The organism is Streptomyces sp. NPDC045846 (genome assembly GCF_056431605.1).
In genome coordinates, this window is sequence record NZ_JBWKKJ010000021.1 from 1 (window position 1) to 19,255 (window position 19,255).

Below are 19,255 nucleotides of genomic sequence, written 5' to 3' on the forward strand. Positions count from 1 at the left end.
CTTCGTACTCACCCTCTCGGGCTTTCCTCCGGGCGCTTCCCTTCGGTATTTCGTGTTCCGACTCTATCAGACTCTTTCGTGTCCGATTTCCTCGGTGCCTTTCCGGTTCTCCCTCTCGGGTTTCCCTTTCCGGCGGTTCCGACTCTATCAGATCCTTTCGGGCCCGATTCCCGGTCTCCCGGGGCCAAGTCGGTTTGTCTTCCCGGCTGTTGGGCCGTTCGGACTCCCGAACTCTAGCGGATTTTCCCGGCGACCCGTAATCGGGTCTTCCGGGCCCGATCGAAATGAATTCGGCATGCCGAAAACACTCCCGGCCGGGAGATCGTGCTGAGTTGGGTTGCCGCAGATCCTGCGGCGGACGGTTGTTGCAGAACCGTATCGGCTCCGCGACAACTCGAAGAACCTTACGGACCGAGGAGGGCCGTGTCAACCCCGGCCCTCGCTCCTGTCCACTGGTTTTCTCAGTCGAGGTCGGTGAGCCGGCCGCCCGCGTCCGGCTGGGCGTGCTCCACCCGGCGGAGCAGGCGGATCAGCATCTCGCCGAGGACGCCGCGCTCGTCGGAGGAGAGGTCCTGGAGCAGGTCCTCCTCGAAGTCGCTGGCCATCCGCATGGCCTCCAGCCACTTCGTACGGCCCTCGTCCGTCAGCTCGACGATGACGCGGACCCGGTTGTTCTCGTCGCGGTCGCGCGTGACCAGGCCCTCGCCCGCCATGCGGTCGATGCGGTGCGTCATGGCGGCCGGGGTCAGGCCGAGGCGCTTGGCGAGTTCGCCGGGGCCCAGGCGGTAGGGCTCGCCCGCCAGGAGCAGGGTCTTGAGGACCTCCCACTCGGCGTTGCTGATGCCCAGGGCGGCGACCTGGCGACCGTACGCCACGTTCATCCGGCGGTTCAGGCGGCCCAGTGCCGAGACGACCTTTTCCACCTGGGGGTCGAGGTCGCGGTACTCCCGCTGGTACGCGGCGATCTGCTCGTCGAGGGTCGGCTCCTGGGGGCCGTCGGGCTCGGCGGGCTCGGTGGTCTCAGCCATGTCGCGAGTATGGCACGGGGGTCGTTGGCGTCTAAGTCCTTGAGTGTGTATTGTTAAGACTCTAATTTTAGTGTTGAAGTCTTCAGTCCTGAGCCCTTCAGGTTCGAGCCGTCCGGCTCACCGTTCCGGGGCCGGGTTCTTCGAGCTTCCAGACCTCCAAGGTGGTGAGTGTGACCAAGGCGATGGGTGCAGCGATGCGCCGGATCCAGGCAGGTAACGCGCTGAGCGCGTTCGGACTCGGGTTCACCGTTCCGTATCTCTACGTGTACGTGGCTCAGGTGCGGGATCTGGGTGCGACCACGGCCGGTGTCGTGCTCGCCGTCTTCGCCATGGCCGCGCTCGTGGTGCTGCCGTTCACCGGCCGCGTCATCGACCGGCGCGGGCCGCTGCCGGTGCTGGTCGGTGCCGCGCTGCTCGCCTCCCTCGGCGCGCTGAGCATGGGCTTCGCCTCCAGCGTGCCCGCCGCCGTCGCCTCGGCCGCGCTGCTCGGCGCGGGCACCGCCGTCATGCAGCCCGCGCTCGCGACGATGATCGTCTGGTGCTCCGGCCCCGCGACCCGCACCCGCGCCTTCGCCATGCAGTTCTTCCTCCAGAACCTCGGCCTCGGCATCGGCGGGCTCATCGGCGGCCAGATCGTCGACGAGAGCCACCCCTCCAGCTTCACGCTCCTCTTCTCCATCGAGGCGGTGATGTTCCTGGTGCTCGCCGGGATCGCGGGCTCCGTGCGGATGCCGCGCTCGGCGGTCGTCCCGGACGCGCGTCCCAAGGGTGAGCAGCAGCCCGGCGGCGGGATCCGGGCGATCCTCGGGCACCGGGCGATGGTCCAGCTGTGCGTGCTCGGGTTCGTGCTGTTCTTCGCCTGCTACGGGCAGTTCGAGTCGGGTCTCGCGGCGTACGGCACCGAGGCCGCCGGGATCCAGCCCGCCACCCTCGGGATCGCCCTCGCCGCGAACACGGCCGTCATCGTGGTCGCGCAGTTCCTGGTGCTGAAGTTCGTGGAGCGTCGGCGCCGCAGCCGGGTCATCGCGTCGGTCGGTCTCATCTGGGCCGTGGCGTGGATCGCGGCCGGTTACGCCGGGCTCGGGCACGGCAGCCAGGCGATGGCGACCGCGGCCTTCGTCTCGACGTACGCGCTCTTCGGGCTCGGCGAGGCGATGCTGTCGCCGACCGTGGCACCGCTGGTCGCCGACCTCGCTCCGGAGTCGATGGTCGGGCAGTACAACTCGGCGTTCGCACTGGTCAAGCAGCTCGCGCTGGCGGTCGGTCCGGCGGTGGGCGGGCCCATGGGGGCCGCGCTGCACGGCCCGTACATCGTGACGTTCGTGCTCTTCTCGCTGGGCATCACCGTCCTCGCGCTGCGGCTCGGCAAGAGGCTGACGCTCGCGCAGGACCATCCGATGCTCGCCGCGAAGTCGCGCGTGGTGGCGGTGCACCTGCCGGAGCAGGCGCCCGCCAACGCCTAACCGGGCAGCGCGAACTCGCACCACACCGCTTTGCCGCCGCCCGGTGTGCGGCGCGAACCCCAGGACGAGGCGATCGTCGCGACGATCGAGATGCCTCGTCCTGCTTCGTCCGCGGGGTCGGCGCGGCGGCGGCGCGGCAGGTGGTCGTCGCCGTCCGTCACCTCGATGATCAGGCGGCGGTCGGTGCGGCGGAGCCTGAGGCGCATCGGCGGGGTGCCGTGCTGGAGCGAGTTGGCCACCAGCTCGCTCGCGGCGAGGACGCCGAGGTCGCGCAGCTCCACCGGGAAGCGCCAGGAGGCCAGGACGCCGGAGGCGAACGCGCGGGCGCGGGGCGCCGCTTCGATGCCGCCCAGCAGGTCGAGGGCCGCGTTGTGGAACAGCTCGGCCGTCGGGCCGGTGCGCGCGGGGTGCTGGCAGACCAGGACCGCGACGTCGTCGTCGTGTTCGGCGGTGACGCCGAGCGCGCGCAGCAGCCGGTCGCACACCACCTGCGGGGTGCCGACCGCGCCGGACAGCGCGCGCTCCAGGGCGGCCACGCCCTCGTCGATGTCCTCGCGCCTGCGCTCGACCAGGCCGTCCGTGTAGAGGACGGCGGTGGCGCCGGGCGGCAGGGCGATCGTGCCGGAGGTGTGCAACCAGCCGCCGGTGCCGAGCGGCGGGCCCGTCGGGTCCTCGGCGCGGTGGACGGTGCCGTCCTCATGGCGTACGAGAACGGGCAGGTGGCCCGCCGACGCGTACACCAGGCGGCCCTCGTTGGGGTCGTGCACCGCGTAGACGCAGGTGGCGATCTGGCTGGCGTCGATCTCGGCGGCCAGGCCGTCCAGGAGCTGGAGCACCTCGTGGGGCGGGAGGTCCAGGCGCGCGTACGCCCGCACCGCCGTGCGCAGTTGGCCCATGACGGCGGCGGCGCGCACGCCGCGGCCCATCACGTCGCCGATGACGAGCGCGGTGCGACCGGCGCCCAGGGTGATCACGTCGTACCAGTCGCCGCCGACCGCCGCGTCCGTGCCGCCGGGCTGGTAGGTGGCGGCCACGCGCAGGTCGTCGGGCTGTTCCAGCTCCTGCGGGAGCAGGGAGCGCTGGAGCGTGACGGCGGTCTCGCGGTGGCGGCGCTCGCTGGCGCGCAGCCGCTCGGCGGCCTCCGCGTGGTCGGTGACGTCGGCGGCGAAGACCAGCACGCCGCCTTCGTCCTGGCCGGGGATCTCCACCGGGGTGCAGGTCACCGTGTACGAACCGGCGCCCTGGGTCTTGCGGGACTTGACCGTACGGGGCTTGCGGCTGCGCAGCACCTGGTCCATCAGCGGGAGCAGGCCGAGCTCGTCGAGCTCGGGCAGCGCCTTGGCGGCCGGGGCGCCGAGCGGGCGGGTGCCGAAGGCCGCCGCGTAGGCGTCGTTGACGTACGCCACGCGGTGCTCGGGGCCGTGCAGGAGCGCGACCAGGGCGGGGAGCTGGCCGAGGATGTCGCGCACGGAGAGGTCGTCCAGGGCCGGTGCCTCGGCCGCTTCGTCCGGCCAGGGCTGCGGCTGCGGCCCGGATTCACCGCGGGCCGCGGGCACGGAGCCCTGGCCGGCGCGGTCGGTCCGTGCTGCGGCGCGGCGTTGCGTACCGGGGAGCCGGGCGCTCCAACGCGTGAAGTTCACGGTGTTCCAAGCCTCGTGTGTTGCTGCGGGTGCTGTGCTGCCGGTCCTTGTGCGGTGCTGGGTCGCTGGATCACTCTGTGCAGGTGTGGGCCCACCTATGGTCACACGCTCAGTGTGACGGACCGCACTGACAACCGTCAGTTCTCCTGCGGGGCCGGGCCCTTGGCGGGCGGGCCGCCGCCGGCCGCGATCTCGAACTCGGCGCGCGGGTGTTCCAGCGAGCCGAGCGAGACGATCTCGCGTTTGAAGAGACCGGCGAGGGTCCATTCGGCGAGTACCCGGGCCTTGCGGTTGAAGGTGGGGACGCGGCTCAGGTGGTAGGCGCGGTGCATGAACCAGGCCGGGTAGCCCTTGAGCTTGCGGCCGTAGACGTGGGCCACGCCCTTGTGCAGGCCGAGCGAGGCGACCGAGCCGGCGTACTTGTGCCGGTACTCCTTGAGCCGGGCGCCGCGCACGGTCGCGGCGACGTTCTCGGCGAGGACCTTGGCCTGGCGCACGGCGTGCTGCGCGTTGGGCGCGCACTCCTTGTCCTTCTCCTGGGAGGTCAGGTCGGGCACGGCGGCCGCGTCTCCCGCCGCCCAGGCGTGCTCGGTGTCCGCCACGCGCAGTTCGGCGGTGCACCGGAGGCGGCCGCGCTCGTTCAGGGGCAGGTCGGTGGCGGCGAGGAGCGGGGCGGGCTTGACCCCGGCGGTCCACACGACGGTCCGGGTGGGGAAGCGGGCGCCGTCGCTGAGGACGGCGACCCGGTTCTCGCAGGTGTCGAGCCGGGTCTCCAGGCGTACGTCGATGTTGCGGGCGCGCAGCTCGCGGATCGCGTAGCGGCCCATCTCCTCGCCGACTTCGGGCAGGATCCGGTCGCTGGCCTCGACGAGGATCCACTTCAGGTCCCCGGGCTTGATGTTGTGGTAGTACCGCGCGGTGTAGCGGGCCATGTCCTCCAGCTCGGCGAGCGCCTCGACGCCCGCGTAGCCCCCGCCGACGAAGACGAAGGTGAGGGCGGCGTCGCGGATCGCCGGGTCGCGCGTGGAGGAGGCGATGTCCATCTGCTCGATGACGTGGTTGCGCAGGCCGATGGCCTCCTCGACGGTCTTGAAGCCGATGGCGTAGTCGGCGAGGCCGGGGACGGGGAGGGTGCGCGAGATCGAGCCGGGCGCGATGACGAGCTCGTCGTACGCCAGCCGGATGGCGCCGGTGCCGTCCTCGGGCGAGGCGAGGGTGGTGACGGTGGCGGTGCGGCGCGCGTGGTCGATGCGGTCGGCCTCGCCGATGACGATCCGGCACCGGTCCAGGACCCGGCGCAGCGGGACCACGACATGGCGCGGCGAGATGTTCCCGGCCGCCGCCTCGGGCAGGAACGGCTGGTACGTCATGTACGGGTCGGGGGTGACCACGGTGAGCTCCACGGCGCCGCTGCTCAGCTCGGACTTGAGCTTCCGTTGCAGGCGCAGCGCCGTGTACATCCCGACGTATCCGCCGCCGACCACGAGAATGCGCACAGGTTCTGTCACCACCCCATGACGCAACGGGCCCCGGGCTTTGTCCACAGGCCCGTCAAATTGTGTGACTGGAGGGCACTGCTGGGGCGGGTGGCTCATTCTTCGCGGCGCGGTGAGAGATGCGCAGGTCAGGCGGTGAGTGACACGTGATGGCGCGGGTCCGATTCGGTCAGGTTTCGGTCCTTGGTCCGATCGGGGGGCACACCGTGCGGAAGAACCTCTTCTGAATTGACTCCGGCTCAACTATGTTCGTATCCCGTCGGGGTGTCGGGTCAGGGACCGGTCCCCGGCTGTCAGGGCGGGGAGTCTCCGGGGGGAGACGTTAATACCGGGGGATAAATGCACATTCAGGACTCTCATTGGCAGACTGCCGTCGCAGCGTCCGACGGAAACGGTCGCGTGGGTACGGGTCCGGGCGCGGGCGGATCGCGTTCCGCGCCGCTGCGGGTGGATGCCCAGCGCAATCTTGAGCACGTGCTGCGCGCGGCGCGCGAGGTGTTCGGCGAGCTCGGTTACGGGGCGCCGATGGAGGACGTGGCGCGCCGGGCCAGGGTGGGGGTGGGCACCGTCTACCGGCGATTCCCGAGCAAGGACGTGCTGGTGCGCCGGATAGCCGAGGAGGAGACCTCGCGGCTGACCGACCAGGCGCGCTCGGCGCTCGGCCAGGAGGAGGAGCCCTGGTCGGCGCTCTCGCGGTTCCTGCGCACCTCGGTGGCCTCGGGTGCGGGCCGGCTGCTTCCGCCGCAGGTGCTGCGGGTGGGCGTGGACGCCGAGGAGACCGACGGCCCGCGGCCCGACCTGCTGCGCGACGGGCTCGACGAGGCGCGGGTGCCGCAGCAGCGTCAGGTGGGCCTGGCCGAGCAGGGCCCCGGCTGGGGACGGGTGATCGAGCAGCGGACCGCGCCCGAGCAGGAGCTGGAGCTGGACGACGCGGGGGCGGCCGAGCTGCTCGACGTGGTGGGCCAGTTGGTGGACCGGGCGCGCTCGGCCGGTGAGCTGCGCGGCGATGTGACCGTGGCCGACGTGCTGCTCGTGATAGCCACCGCGGCGCCCTCGCTGCCGGACCCCGCGCAGCAGGCCGCGGCCTCGGCACGGCTGCTCGACATCCTCCTCGAAGGGCTCCGCTCGCGGCCGGCGTAAAGGTGGCGCGGCTCCGTTCCCGGACGGGTCCGCACTCCCTTTCCGCGCTCAACTCCCGTACCCAGAGCGCCTGTTGGGGCTGACGTTGCCCGCTCCCGAGCCTACGAGCCTTCCCCGAACGGGTGACGGCTAGTGCTCGGGTGCGGGAAGTCTCCCCGGATGAGTGGTTGCCGGTCCTGAGGCTCGGCTCCGCTTGTGCTCTGTGGCACGCTTGCCCGGTGGTCGGGTCTGAGCGTGCTTACGGGAGCTTCCGCGATGGGCGTTGAAGAGCGGGACGAGTCGCGCTCGGGCGGCGGCGGGCCGGAATCCGGCGGTCCTGACGGCGGCCTTCCGCCGCGGCAGGTGCCGAGCCAGGGTGGTCCCGGCGGCGGTGCGCCGGGCGGTCACGCGGCCCTTCCGGGACAGCCCGACCGGGATTCCGTTTCCGAGTCCGCGGCCGCTCCCGATCTGGGCGGAACGGTACTGCCAGGCCCCTGGGGCCCCATGGACGGAGTCGGGGACCCCGGGGCGAGCGTGCCGCCGCAGCGCGAGGGCGGTCTCCGCGAGGGCATGACGCTGGAGATCGCCGAGGTCGGCCAGTCCGACGCCGACCTCATCCACGCGATGCGGACCGGCGACGACAGCGCGTACGAGGAGCTGTTCCGGCGTCACTCGCACGCCGTGCGGCGCTACGCCCGCAGCTGCTGCCGCGACGCGCACACCGCCGACGACCTGACGGCGGAGGTCTTCGCGCGCACCCTCCAGGCGGTGCGCGGCGGTGCCGGGCCCGAACAGGCCGTACGCGCCTACCTGATGACCACCGTGCGGCGGGTCGCGGCCTCCTGGACGCGGACCGCCAAGCGGGAGCAGCTGGTCGACGACTTCGCGGTCTTCGCCCAGCAGTCCGCGCGCTCGGCGGAGGTGTCCGACGACGACACCGTCGACCTGGGCGCCGAGGTGCGGGCCATGCACGAGGCCGAGCAGACGCTGGCGATGCAGGCGTTCCGCTCGCTGCCGGAGCGCTGGCAGGCGGTGCTCTGGCACACCACCGTCGAGGAGGAGTCGCCCAGCGACATCGCGCCGCTGTTCGGGCTCACCGCCAACGCCACGGCGGTGCTCGCCAGCCGGGCCAGGGAGGGCCTCAAGCAGGCCTACCTCCAGGCGCACGTCTCCAGCGCGCTGACCGCGGGCGGGGACTGCGCCCGCTATGCCGACCGGCTCGGCGCGTACGCGCGCGGCGGGCTGCGGATGCGGGCCGAGCGCGGGCTCAGCAAGCACCTGGAGGAGTGCGCCAGGTGCCGGGTCGCGGTCGTCGAGCTCAAAGACGTCAACGCCGGGATTCCCGCGCTGCTTCCGGTCGCGGTCATCGGCTGGTTCGCCGCCGGGTTCTCGCTCAAGGCGGCCGGTGTGGTGGCGGGTGGCGCCGCCGGGGCCGCGGGCGCCGGTGCGGCGGCCGCGGCGACGGGCGGCGGTTCGTCCGGCGGCGCGGCGGGGGGTGCCGCGGCCTCGGAGGGGCTGGGCGCCCCGGCCAAGGCGGGCATCGCGGCGGCGGTGGCCGTCGCGGTGGCGGCGGGGGTCGTGTTCGCACTGACCGGCAACGACGCGCCACCGCCGAAGCCCGACGCGAAGCCGCCCGCGGTGGCGCCCGTCGTCCCGCAGAAGCAGCCGCCGCCCTCGCCCGAGCCGCCCGCGGCGCCCGCGGCGCAGCTCCCGCCTCCCCCGCCTCCCCCGGCGCCGAAGAAGCCGTCGGCGAGGCCCACTCCGCCGAAGCCGACGCACCCCCGGCCCACGCCGCCCCGGCCGGTGCCGCCGCCCAAGCCGACACCCCCCAGGCCCACGCCGACACCGCCCCCGCCGCCGCCCGCGCCCGCCGTCTACCAGGTGAACCGCCTGCAGTACGGCCTGCTCGGCGACGGCACCAAGCCCGAGGTGCGGCTCGGCGGGTCGAGCTGGCTGTGGCAGCGCTCGGGCATGCGGGTCGGCGAGCAGCGCTATCCGTACGGCGTGACCGTGCACGGACGGTCCTCGGTGACCATCGACCTCAACCGCCAGTGCCGCACCTACGACGCCTACGCGGGCGTGGACGACCTCACGATGGGGCTCGGCGCGGTGCGGTTCTCGCTGTACGGGGACGGGGCCCGGCTGTGGCAGTCGCCGGTGATGCGCGGCGGGGACCCGGCGGTGCCGGTGCACGCCGACATCTCGGGCCGCAGGACCATCCGGCTGGTCGTCGAGCCCGCGGGCCCGTTCGGCGGGGCGGCGCTCGCGGACTGGGCGCAGTCGCGGATCAGCTGCCGCTAGCGGGCTCCTCGCCGCGGGCGCCGAGCACGGCGTCCAGGAGCGGCGGGATCCCGGCCGGGGTCAGGGCCGCCCCGGCGGCGTGCTCGGCCTCGTACCGTTCGGGCGGGAGCGACCGGCCCGCCCGGGTGGTGACGGACTCCTCGATCTCCGCCTCCGGCACGGAACGCGGGATTCCGGCCCGCCAGGCGGACGCCGCGCCCAGGACCCGTACCGCGAGGGCGGGCTCGTCCAGTTCGCCGAGCCATTGGGCGGCGCGTTCGGCGAGGCCGGCCAGGACGACCTCGCTGCAGTTGGCGGCCTCCGCCGAGCGCAGGGTGCCCGCCATGACGCGCAGGGCCGCCGACGGGCCCGACTCGGCGGCGGTGACCCGGGCCTTCAGAGCGTCGAGCAGCGCGACGAAATGCGGGGGCAGCGGGCCCAGCTGGGCGAACTCGACGGCCTCCTCGTACAGGGCGCGCGCGGTGGCGGTGTCCGCGCGGTCCAGGGCGATGGCGGCCAGGAGGGAGTTCACGTACGGCGTCGTGTCGCCGACCCGGTAGTGCTCGGCCTCCACGGACGCCTGCCTCAGGGCCTTCTCCGCGGCCTCCAGGTCCCCGCCGCGGTAGGCGAGTTCGCCGATCCGGGCGATGAGGAACGGCGTCTCGTGGAGGGCGCCCACCTCGCGCGCCAGCTCCAGCGCCTCCTCGTAGGCGGGCCGGGCCTTGTCGGGCAGGCCGCGCATCATCGCGGCCTCGGCGGTGGCGCTGGCCACCTGGGCGCGCATCCAGCGGTCGCCCACGCGGCGGCTGAGCCGGCGCAGTTCGGCGAGGTCCTCGTCGATGCCCTCGAAGCCGCCAGGGGTGTCGATGGCCATGTGCGCGCGGAACATCAGGGAGACGCCGATCTCCCAACCCCCGCCGTACCGGCGGCAGTTGACGACCACCGAGTCGATCGACTCGCGCATGATGGTCTGGGTGCCGACGTGGAACGTCGTGAACGGCCACAGCAGCCCCGGGAAGCGGGCCGCCTCCGGCCCGCCCGCCTCGAAGGCCTGCCGGAGCTGGAGCAGGCGGTCGCGCACGCCGGGGCTGTCGAGCCCCTGGCGGGGGTTGGTGTCGGAGAGCAGGAAGAAGCGGAGCAGGTCGAGGTGGAGCCGCGGCCAGCGGCGCGGGTCGGCCGGGTCGTCGGGCGGCGGGGAGAGCATCGCGATGGCCTCGCCCCAGGCGGCCCCCTCGATGCGGTAGTTGCGCACCCACCAGAACCAGCCCACCGACAGGGCGAGTTCGGTGGCGGCCGTCTCGTCGGCGGTGGCCGGGGCCGTGGTGCGGCGCAGGACGGCCCGGATGTTGTCGAGCTCCGTCTCCAGGCGCCGGATCCAGGGGAGCTGGTCGCCCGAGCGGATGCGGGGCTCGGCCCGGCGGGCCAGCTCGCGGTAGTACGCGGTGTGGGCGTCGGCGGCCGCGCGCAGCGTCCCGGGCGTCTCGGCGGCCCGCTCGGTGGCGTACTCGTGGATGGTCTCCAGCATGCGGTAGCGCATGCCGGTGCCGTCGGCCGCGGGGACCGCGCCGACCAGGGACTTTTCGACGAGGCCGGCGAGGGCGTCGAGGGCGGCGGTGCCGCCGCAGACCGCCTGGGCGGCGGCGAGGTCCCAGCCGCCCGCGAAGACGGAGGCGCGGCGCAGGACGGTGCGTTCGTCCTCGTCCAGGAGGTCCCAGGACCAGTCGACGACGGCCCGCAGGGTCTGCTGGCGCGGCAGCACGGTGCGGCTCCCGCTGGTCAGCAGCCGGAACCGGTCGTCGAGGCGGTCGGCGATCTGGCGCGGGGTGAGCAACCGCAGCCGGGCGGCGGCCAGTTCGATGGCGAGCGGCAACCCGTCCAGGCGGCGGCAGATCTCGGCGACGGCTTCGGCGTCGGCCTCGGGGTCGAAGCCGGGGCGCACGGCACGGGCGCGCTCGGCGAACAGGCGGTGCGCCGGGACCGGGGGCAGCGGCTCGACCGGGCGGATCGCCTCGCCGGGCACGCCCAGCGCCTCGCGGCTGGTGGCGAGGATACGGAGCCGGGGGCAGCGGGTGAGGAGCGTCTCGGCGAGCCGGGCGGCCGCGTCGATGACGTGCTCGCAGTTGTCGAGGACGAGCAGGGTGTCCGGGCGCCGGGCGAGGTCGTCGACGAGCAGCTCGGTGGGGTCGACGGGGCCGGGCGGCTGGCCCTCGCGCACCAGCAGCGACGTCTCGCGCAGACCGAGCGCGGAGACCACGGCGCCGGGGACGGCCTCGGGCTGGTCCAGCGGGGCGAGCTCCACGAGCCAGGCCGCGGTCTCCGCCCCGGCCGCCGCCCGCTCCGCGAGCCTGGTCTTGCCGGTGCCGCCGGGCCCGGTGAGGGTGACGAGGCGGGAGCCCGCCAAGTCGGCCCGGATCGCGGCGAGTTCGGGCTCGCGCCCCACGAAGGAGGTGAGACGGGGGCGGATGTTGCCTTCGGCGGGGGGCCGGTGGTCCACAGGGGAGCGCGGGAGGCCGTCCGCCTGCGACGCGCCCGCGGCCTGGGGGGCCGGGGGCGCCGGATCCTCCAGCAACTCGGCGTACAGGGCGGCCAGTTCGGGGCCCGGGTCCGTGCCGAGGGAGTCGGCCAGGGTGCGGCGGGCCGTCTCGTACGCGGCGAGCGCGTCGGCCCGGCGGCCCTCGGCCCGCAGCGTGCGGATCAGCTGGGCGTGCAGCGTCTCGTCGTACGGGTACGAGGCGAGCAGCTCCGTCAGCTCGGGCAGCAGCCCGCCCGTGGCGCCGCGCCGCAGGTCCGCCTCGATGCGGTTGCGGCGTGCGGCCAGGCGCTGCGCCTCGGGGCGTACGGCGGCGTCGCGTTCGGGAAGGTCGGCGAGGGCGGGGCCGCGCCACAGGGCGAGGGCCGCGCGCAGCGTCCGGGCCGCGGCCTCGGGATCGCCCGCCGCCAGCTGGGCGGCGCCCTGGGCCGCGCCCTCCTCGAACGCGTACAGGTCGATGTCGTGCGGCTCGGCGGCGAGCCGGTATCCCGCGGGCCCCGACTCCACGGCCTCCCGGCCGAGCGCGCGGCGCAGCCGGCCGACGAGCGCCTGGAGGGCTGCGGGCGCGTCCTGCGGCGGGTCGTCCGCCCATACGTCGTCGATCAGCGTCGCCACGGACACCGGCCGGGGGGCGCGCAGCGCGAGCGCGGTCAGCAGGGTTCGCAGCCTCGGCCCGCCGAGGGGGACGGCGGTGCCGGTGGTGTCATGCGCCTCGGTGGCGCCCAGGATCAGATACCGCACGGCAGCCATTGTGACGGGGACGGCGCGTGCAGGGGGAATCAATAAGCGCCGGGGCCCGCGGGCCGCCTCCCGCTCCCTCGCCGCTTCTCTGCCCTCTGGTCCGCCCTTCGGGCCCTCCCCGGGCTCGCGTTCGCGCCGTGACCTCGCCCGTCGAGGGCGGACCGGGACCGGGAGGGCCGGGCGGGGCGCACACCGCGGCCGACGGACGGTTTACGGAGGTCGCCAAGGGATTCGACCTGGCCTCGGACGCGTCCCGCCACTCCCGGGACGAGTGCGTGCAGGTCCTCCACGACTGCCTCCGGCTCATCCACGACCCGGCCGACGCCCACTCCGAGCGGGCGCACACGCAGATGAACGCCCGCCTCGGCGCCAACGGCGACCCGCGGTGGCGCGGGCCCCGTCAGGAGCGCAGGGTGGGGCGGCGCGGCGGGGTCACCCCGCCCGCCACCGCCCGCTGCCGGGGTGCGGCGGTGCCCGTCCAGCACGTGCCGCGGCGGGCCAGCAGGCGGCGCAGCCACAGCTCGGTGGAGATCAGGTCGGCGAGCCCGTCCAGCGGCAGCGGCTCGCCCGCGGCGGCCGCGCGGACCGCCTTGCGTACGGTACGGGCCTCGATCAGTCCCGCGTCGGCGAGCAACGGCGCCTCGAAGAGCGAGATCAGCGGGTCGGCCGACTGGCGCAGTCCCGCCCGGGACGCGGCGGTCGAGGGCGCGTGGGAGGGGGCGCCCCAGCCGGGAGGCAGATCGCGCACGCCGGACGCCGACAGGACCGTACGCAGGATGGTGGCGCGGGCGCCGGGCTGGACGCGCAGGGATTCCGGCAGGGCCCGGCAGGCGCGGACGACCTGGTTGTCGAGGAACGGGGCGTGCAGGCGCTGGCTGCGCACCTCGGCGGCCTGTTCCAGGATGCGGTGGTCGGCGGCGTACCGGGCGAGGGCCGCGGACGCACGGGCCTCGCCGGGGCGCTGGGAGGGGGCGGGGCGGGTCGCCGATGCCATCAGACGAACCGATACTTCGGCGAGTGCCTCCCCGGTCAGCCAGCGGGCCGCCGGGCCGGGGCGGGTCCACGACAGGGCGGCCAGGGAGATCGACAGGGGGCTCGCCGCGTCGTCGAAGCGGGGTGTGCGCAGGGCGTCCGCCGCCGACTCGATGCCGGTGCGGTAGGGCGTACGGGCCAGGCGGCGGGCCGCCCGGTAGACGGTCAGCGGGACGAAGAGGGAGTTGGCGCTCGGGCCGCCCGCCTTGGCCAGGGCCGTGGCCGGGCGGAGCAGATGGCGGCGCTGACGGTCCATCAACAGATCGGCCAGGCGCGCCGGATGGGCGTCCAGGACCTGGCGGGCGCCGCTCCCGGTGAAGTGGTCGGCGCTGCCGGCGAGGAGGCGGCGGCGGTGGCGCGGGGCCGCGATGAGGGAGGGGCCCGGCTCGTCGGTGAGCGGGCCTTCGAGGTCGGCGTACGGCAGCGACTCCTCGGAGCCCGTCACCACCACGTGGTGCAGGCGGGGGTTGGCGGCCATCGCGCCGGCCCGCTCCAGTTCGGCCTGACGGCCCGCGCCCGGCACGGTCAGGTCGTTGAAGGTGACCGCGAGCAGGCGCTCGCCCGCCCCGGTGCCGTGGCCGAGGACCGTGCCCGGCACTCCGGGCAGCCCGGCCGCGAGCAGGGCGAGGGTGGCGGACGCGGGGCCGCCGGACAGGTCGGCCCCTATGCCGGGGGCCGGGCCCCCGCGGGCGGCGCGCCGCTCGGCCGGGCCCATGCCCGGGACCGGGCCGGGGTCCGGCGGCAGGGTCTCGGGGGCGTGCCGGGGCGCGGTGAGTCTGGCCCGTACCGCCGAGACCAGCGCGTCGCGCACGCCCTCCACCGCGGCGACGGGCTCGCGTTGGGGCGCGGCGACCGCGAGGGAGGCGACCGGTTCGTACCCGGTGATCTCCCGCGAGCCCTCGCGCAGCACGAGCGCGTGGCCGGGCGGGATGCGCCGGACGCCCGCGTAGGGCGTCGAGTCGCCGAGCGCCTCGGGCACGTCGGGGCAGGCGAGGAGGGCGGCGAGGTGCCCGATGTCGAGCTGGGCCTCGATGAGGTCGGCGAGCGGAAGTGCCGCCGTGCCGTAGGCCGTTCCGCCCGCCCAAGGGGTGTAGAAGACGGGCCGCGCGCCGGCCAGGTCGCCGACGACCGTGACGCGGCGGGCGACCTGGGCGACGGCCGTGTAGCTGCCGGGCCAGGCGGTGAGGTGGCGCAGCGCGCCCCCGCGCGCGGCGAACAGGCCGACCCGGAGCTCCTCGTCGGTGGCGGCGCAGCAGCCCAGGACGGCGAGGCGGGTGTCGGCGCCCACGCTGACGATGCGGATCTCGTCGGGCCGCCAGTCGCCCACCGCCCACAGCGGATCCGGGTCGCCCCACAGGAGTTGGGCCCCGACGGGGTGAACGGTGCGCCCCTCCTCGGGCTCACCCACGGCCCCGGCGGTGCCGTAGCCGCCCGTGCCGTAGCCGCCCGCGCGGAAGCTTGCGGCGACGCTGCTCCACCCCACCAACCATCGCATCGCGCCTCCACAGGCTGTGGACAACTCGTGGACAACCCCGTCCGCCCGGACGGCCCGGGGCGGCCGTCGGACGTGCCGGTGACGGCCCCCGGCACGGGACCGGGCAGGGCCGAAGGAGTCCGGGACCCCATGCTGCCACGACAACGGCGCCCCGGAGGGGCTACGGGTAGCGGGCGCAAAAAGTGAACGCGCCCCGGCCGCTGGCCGATTGGCGTCGTCCCCGGGACGTACGGGTCGGGGCCCGGGTGATCGGGAAAGCGTTCCGGGGTCATCGGGCGAGGGTCGATATCCAGCCATTCTCGGGCCGTGGAGGGGCCGCCACACCAGCCTCCCGGGGCCCTCAACACACAGTCCGGGAGGCGCTGTTCGCCTCCCGGACCGGTCCGCCGCCCGCGGGGATTGAGGCGGCGGTGTCCCCCAGCCCACTGGATCCATGCAGCGGGCCGACCCACGCACCACACATGGAAGCGCTCCCCCGGGGGACCTGCGAGAGCGCACGGCCGGGCGCACGGCCACACGTCGGGAGCGCGGCGGCGGCCACTCCCGCCTCACCCCCGGCGCAACGGCCCCGCGATCACGGCGCGCCCCGGGGTGTCAGCAACTGTTCGTACGGAAAACAATCTCGCCATACGGAAGACCGCCTCTTAACGGTCGGGATGCGGCGAACTACGCTGTGTTTACTGCTGTTCCCCACGGGTGGCATATTCCCGAGGGCTCGGCCACATGCTTTTGCGGCCGACGATCCGGACACCACACCGCCCGGGGGAACGCCGTCTGTGTCGAGGGGTGGCGCATGTCCAGGGAGCAACGCGGGCCGAACGAGAAGCTCGGCACCGTTCTCGCCCTCGCGGGAATCAGCAATGCCGGCCTGGCGCGACGGGTCAACGACCTCGGCGCGCAACGGGGCCTGACCCTTCGCTACGACAAGACCTCCGTGGCCCGGTGGGTCTCCAAGGGCATGGTGCCCCAGGGCGCCGCGCCCCATCTCATAGCCGCGGCCATCGGCGCCAAGCTGGGCCGCCCCGTGCCGCTGCACGAAATCGGCCTCGCGGACGCGGACCCGGCCCCCGAGGTCGGGCTCGCCTTCCCGCGCGACGTGTCGGAGGCGGTGCGCTCGGCGACCGATCTGTACCGGCTGGATCTGGCCGGGAGGCGGGCGGGCGGCGGCATCTGGCAGTCGCTCGCGGGCTCGTTCGCGGTCAGCGCGTACGCCACGCCCGCCTCCCGCTGGCTCATCACACCCGCCGACTCCTCGGTGGCCCGCAGCGTCGACCTGACCGACCTGCCCCCGCTGAAGGTCGGCCACAGCGACGTGGCCAAGCTCCGCGAGGCGGCCGAGGACGCCCGCCGGTGGGACTCCAAGTACGGCGGCGGAGACTGGCGTTCGTCCATGGTGCCGGAGTGCTTACGGGTCGACGCGGCCCCGCTGCTGCTCGGCTCGTACAGCGACGAAGTGGGGCGCGCGCTGTTCGGCGCGACCGCCGAACTGACCAGACTCGCCGGCTGGATGGCCTTCGACACCGGCCAGCAGGAGGCCGCCCAGCGCTACTACATCCAGGCCCTACGGCTCGCCCGCGCGGCGGCCGACGTGCCGCTCGGCGGCTACGTCCTGGCCTCGATGTCGCTCCAGGCCACCTACCGCGGCTTCGCCGACGAGGGCGTCGACCTCGCGCAGGCCGCCGTCGAGCGCAACCGCGGGCTCGCCACCGCCCGCACCATGTCCTTCTTCCGCCTCGTGGAGGCGCGCGCCCACGCCAAGGCGGGCGACGGGCACCCGGCCGAGGCCGCGCTCAAGGCCGCCGAGTCCTGGCTCGAGCGCTCGCGCGACGGCGACTGCGACCCCTCCTGGCTCGGCTTCTACTCCTACGACCGCTTCGCGGCGGACGCGGCGGAGTGCTACCGCGACCTGAAGGCGCCCCGGCAGGTGCGCCGCTTCACCGAGCAGGCCCTGTCGCGGCCCACCGAGGAGTTCGTCCGCTCGCACGGGCTGCGGCTCGTGGTGAGCGCGGTGGCCGAGCTGGAGTCGGGGAACCTGGACGCGGCGTGCGCTGCGGGCACCCGCGCCGTCGAGGTCGCGGGCCGCATCTCCTCGGCCCGCACGACCGAGTACGTGCGCGATCTGCTGCACCGCCTGGAGCCCTACGGGGACGAGCCGCGCGTCGCCGAGCTGCGCGAACGGGCCAGGCCACTGCTCGTGACCCCGGCCTAGGGCCTCGACCGGACGTTTACCGGGATTGTCAGTGGGTCAGTGCAGTATGTGGTGAGGGGGTCCGGGGCCGTCCTCCGGGAAGGAACACGGCCGGGGTGGGAGGTGTGTGGGTGACGACGTACGACTGCGACGTGCTGGTGATCGGCGGCGGGATCGTCGGTCTGTCGACGGCGTACGCCCTCACGCAGGCATCGCCCGGGACGCGCGTGACGGTCCTGGAGAAGGAGAGCGGCCCCGCCCGGCACCAGACCGGGCGCAACAGCGGGGTCATCCACAGCGGCATCTACTACAAGCCCGGCTCCCTCAAGGCGCGCTTCGCGGTGCGGGGCGCGGCCGAGATGGTCGAGTTCTGCGCACGGCACGGCATCGCCCACGAGGTGACCGGCAAGCTGATCGTGGCCACCGAGCGCGCCGAGCTGCCGCGGCTGCACGCGCTGGTCCAGCGCGGCCGGGAGAACGGCATCCCGGTGCGCGAGCTGGGCCCGGCGCAGATAGCGGCGTACGAGCCGGAGGTGCGCGGGCTGGCCGCGATCCACGTCGGCACGACGGGGGTGTGCGACTACGGGGCGGTGGCGGCCCGCCTCGCCGAGCTGTCCGGTGCGGACGTGCGCTACGGCGCGGAGGTCGTCCACGTCTCCCGGCGCCCGGAGCTGGGCGCCGCCGTGCGCACGGCCGACGGCACGGTGCTGCGCGCCCGCGCCCTGGTCAACTGCGCGGGGCTGCACTGCGACCGGGTGGCACGGCTCGCGGGCGACGATCCCGGGGTGCGGATCGTGCCGTTCCGCGGCGAGTACTACGAGCTGGCCCGGCCCGGTCTGGTCAAGGGCCTGGTCTACCCGGTGCCCGACCCCGCCTTCCCCTTCCTCGGCGTCCACCTCACCCGGGGTGTCGACGGCTCGGTCCACGTCGGCCCCAACGCGGTGCCCGCCGCGGCCCGCGAGGGCTACGACTGGCGGACGGTGCGCCCCGCCGAGCTGGCCGGCACCCTCGGCTGGCCCGGCACCTGGCGGATAGCCCGCCGCCACTGGCGCTACGGCGCGGGCGAGGTGCGCCGCTCCCTGTCGAAGCGCGCCTTCACGGACGCGGTACGCCGGCTGCTGCCCGCCGTCGAGGAGTCCGACCTGCGCACGGCCCCGGCGGGAGTCCGCGCACAGGCCGTCCTGAGGGACGGCACCCTGGTGGACGACTTCCTGATCCGGGAAACTCCGAGAGTGGTCCACGTCCTGAACGCCCCGAGCCCGGCGGCGACGGCGTCGTTGCCGATCGGAAGAGAAGTGGCGGGAAGGGTACTGGCATCCCTGCCCCACCCCTAGCGCCCCTGGCGAAGCGACGCCGCACCCCTGCCAGCAGCAGGGTCGTAGAATTGGCCGCATTGTGTCTGAGCACCCCCACACCCCAGAAGCCCCGGCCGCGGCGGCCACCGAAAAGGTCCTGCCCAGGGACAAGGCGCCCCGCTTCCCGGGCGGCCCGGCGGCCGACCCCGCCGGCTCGCACCACGAACGCCGCATCCGCAGCTTCCAGCCCCGCCGCAGCCGCGTCACCACCGGCCAGGGCGAGTACCTGGAGCGCCTGTGGCCGGTGTGGGGCTTCGACATCGACGGGCTGCGCAGGATCGATCTGGCCGAGATGTTCGACGGCCTCCCCGTGGTCCTGGAGATCGGCTTCGGCATGGGCGAGGCCACCGCGCAGATGGCCGCGGACGACCCGTCCACCGGCATCCTCGCGGTCGACGTGCACACCCCCGGCCAGGGCAACCTCCTCGGCCTCGCCGAGCGCGGCGGCCTGAGCAACGTCCGCGTGGCCAACGGCGACGCGATCATCCTGCTGCGCGAAATGCTGGAGCCGGACGCCCTGGACGGCCTGCGCGTGTACTTCCCCGACCCGTGGCCCAAGAAGCGGCACCACAAGCGCCGCCTGATCCAGCCCGAGTTCCTCTCGCTCGCCGCGACGCGGATGAAGCCCGGCGCGGTACTGCACTGCGCGACGGACTGGGAGGACTACGCCGAGCAGATGCTGGAAGTCCTCGAAGCCCACCCCGACTTCGAGAACACGGTCGAGGGCGGCGGCTACGCGCCCCGCCCCGCGTTCCGGCCGCTGACCCGGTTCGAGGGCCAGGGCCTCGACAAGGGCCACGTCGTGCACGACCTGCTGTTCCGGCGTGTCGGGCACAGCGGGTAGTGCAGGCACCGTCGCGCATTGTCAGTGACCCTCGTTAGGGTCGT

General features: G+C 74.3%; 11 protein-coding genes. 6 read left to right on the plus strand and 5 right to left on the minus strand.

All coding sequences use genetic code 11. The features are described from left to right. Nucleotides 1-461: 461 nt before the first annotated feature. Nucleotides 462-1,028, minus strand: coding sequence for a MarR family winged helix-turn-helix transcriptional regulator (locus tag AC07F3_RS37530; RefSeq protein WP_479119294.1), 567 nt, complete (start codon nt 1,026-1,028; stop codon nt 462-464). A gap of 182 nt (nt 1,029-1,210) precedes the next feature. Between AC07F3_RS37530 and AC07F3_RS37535 the strand changes: the two genes are divergently transcribed. Further along, entirely contained in the window at nt 1,211-2,491 is a 1,281-nt protein-coding gene (locus tag AC07F3_RS37535; protein WP_479119390.1) for an MFS transporter, read from the plus strand. On the opposite strand, the gene AC07F3_RS37540 is transcribed toward AC07F3_RS37535, so the two are convergent. Together AC07F3_RS37540 and AC07F3_RS37545 are read right to left on the minus strand one after the other, a co-directional pair. Next, on the minus strand, nt 2,488-4,131 hold the full coding sequence (locus AC07F3_RS37540; protein ID WP_479119296.1) for an ATP-binding SpoIIE family protein phosphatase: 1,644 nt from the start codon (nt 4,129-4,131) through the stop codon (nt 2,488-2,490). The genes AC07F3_RS37535 and AC07F3_RS37540 overlap by 4 nt on opposite strands. 137 nt (nt 4,132-4,268) lie before the next feature. Then, nucleotides 4,269-5,627, minus strand: a complete 1,359-nt coding sequence (locus tag AC07F3_RS37545) for an NAD(P)/FAD-dependent oxidoreductase (protein WP_479119391.1) — start codon at nt 5,625-5,627, stop codon at nt 4,269-4,271. Between the two features lie 339 nt (nt 5,628-5,966). Between AC07F3_RS37545 and AC07F3_RS37550 the strand changes: the two genes are divergently transcribed. Both AC07F3_RS37550 and AC07F3_RS37555 read left to right on the plus strand, forming a co-directional pair. Beyond that, complete coding sequence (locus AC07F3_RS37550; protein WP_479119297.1) at nt 5,967-6,767, plus strand: TetR/AcrR family transcriptional regulator; 801 nt, start codon at nt 5,967-5,969, stop codon at nt 6,765-6,767. Between the two features lie 255 nt (nt 6,768-7,022). Then, entirely contained in the window at nt 7,023-9,047 is a 2,025-nt protein-coding gene (locus tag AC07F3_RS37555; RefSeq protein ID WP_479119298.1) for a sigma-70 family RNA polymerase sigma factor, read from the plus strand. On the opposite strand, the gene AC07F3_RS37560 is transcribed toward AC07F3_RS37555, so the two are convergent. Both AC07F3_RS37560 and AC07F3_RS37565 read right to left on the minus strand, forming a co-directional pair. Further along, a complete protein-coding gene (locus tag AC07F3_RS37560) occupies nt 9,034-12,297 on the minus strand; it encodes an AfsR/SARP family transcriptional regulator (protein WP_479119299.1) in 3,264 nt (1,087 codons plus the stop codon). The genes AC07F3_RS37555 and AC07F3_RS37560 overlap by 14 nt on opposite strands. A 400-nt stretch (nt 12,298-12,697) precedes the next feature. Next, a complete protein-coding gene (locus AC07F3_RS37565) occupies nt 12,698-14,824 on the minus strand; it encodes an asparagine synthase-related protein (protein ID WP_479119300.1) in 2,127 nt (708 codons plus the stop codon). A gap of 793 nt (nt 14,825-15,617) precedes the next feature. On the opposite strand from AC07F3_RS37565, the gene AC07F3_RS37570 reads away from it, so the two are divergent. The 3 genes from AC07F3_RS37570 to trmB all read left to right on the plus strand — a co-directional run bounded on the left by AC07F3_RS37570 (nt 15,618) and on the right by trmB (nt 19,211). Next, nucleotides 15,618-17,033, plus strand: a complete 1,416-nt coding sequence (locus AC07F3_RS37570) for an MFS transporter (protein WP_479119301.1) — start codon at nt 15,618-15,620, stop codon at nt 17,031-17,033. A 110-nt stretch (nt 17,034-17,143) separates the two neighbouring features. Then, nucleotides 17,144-18,346 carry an L-2-hydroxyglutarate oxidase gene (gene lhgO, locus AC07F3_RS37575; protein ID WP_479119303.1) on the plus strand — a complete coding sequence of 401 codons (1,203 nt, stop codon included), beginning with the start codon at nt 17,144-17,146 and terminating at the stop codon, nt 18,344-18,346. 118 nt (nt 18,347-18,464) lie between these two features. Then, the gene (gene trmB / locus AC07F3_RS37580) at nt 18,465-19,211 is read left to right on the plus strand and encodes a tRNA (guanosine(46)-N7)-methyltransferase TrmB (protein ID WP_479119393.1); all 747 of its coding nucleotides are present in this window, start codon (nt 18,465-18,467) and stop codon (nt 19,209-19,211) included. Nucleotides 19,212-19,255 lie beyond the last annotated feature (44 nt).